This window comes from Pseudaeromonas sp. HNCC25DJ182 (assembly GCF_055413365.1).
Window position 1 is genome coordinate 1 of record NZ_JBVAYG010000036.1, and the last position, 735, is coordinate 735.

Below are 735 nucleotides of genomic sequence, written 5' to 3' on the forward strand. Positions count from 1 at the left end.
TCTAGTGCGTTGTGTAAATGGCTCTGACTTCGAACTCACGTTGCACAACACAGTGTTTTTGCTAAAAAACACTAAACTGGTGGGTTGTGAAGGGCTCGAACCTTCGACCAATTGATTAAGAGTCAACTGCTCTACCAACTGAGCTAACAACCCATTTTAAAACTTGGTGGTCGCTATTGGGATCGAACCAATGACCCCCTCCTTGTAAGGGAGGTGCTCTCCCAGCTGAGCTAAGCGACCTGGGATTATCTAGTGGGTTGTCTAAATGATTCGAATCTCGAACACATTGTTAACAACACCGCGTTTTCGACAACGCTACAAAGCTGGTGGGTTGTGAAGGGCTCGAACCTTCGACCAATTGATTAAGAGTCAACTGCTCTACCAACTGAGCTAACAACCCATTTGAAACTTGGTGGTCGCTACTGGGATCGAACCAGTGACCCCCTCCTTGTAAGGGAGGTGCTCTCCCAGCTGAGCTAAGCGACCTGGGACTATCTAGTGCGTTGTATAAATAGTTCGAACTTCGAACTCATGTTGCACAACACAGTGTTTTTGCTAAAACACTAAACTGGTGGGTTGTGAAGGGCTCGAACCTTCGACCAATTGATTAAGAGTCAACTGCTCTACCAACTGAGCTAACAACCCATTTTAAAACTTGGTGGTCGCTACTGGGATCGAACCAGTGACCCCCTCCTTGTAAGGGAGGTGCTCTCCCAGCTGAGCTAAGCGACCTGG

The 735-nt window shown here is 47.6% G+C and carries 6 tRNA genes; all 6 read right to left on the bottom strand.

Annotated elements, in window-relative coordinates:
* Positions 1-77: 77 nt before the first annotated feature.
* Positions 78-153 (bottom strand) — tRNA-Lys (locus ACZYUB_RS16610).
* 11 nt (positions 154-164) lie between these two features.
* A tRNA-Val gene (locus ACZYUB_RS16615) sits at positions 165-240 on the bottom strand.
* An 84-nt stretch (positions 241-324) separates the two neighbouring features.
* Positions 325-400: transfer RNA gene (locus ACZYUB_RS16620), tRNA-Lys, on the bottom strand.
* A gap of 10 nt (positions 401-410) precedes the next feature.
* A tRNA-Val gene (locus ACZYUB_RS16625) sits at positions 411-486 on the bottom strand.
* Positions 487-569: 83 nt separating this feature from the next.
* Positions 570-645 (bottom strand) — tRNA-Lys (locus ACZYUB_RS16630).
* Positions 646-656: 11 nt separating this feature from the next.
* Positions 657-732 (bottom strand) — tRNA-Val (locus ACZYUB_RS16635).
* Between the last annotated feature and the right edge of the window lie 3 nt (positions 733-735).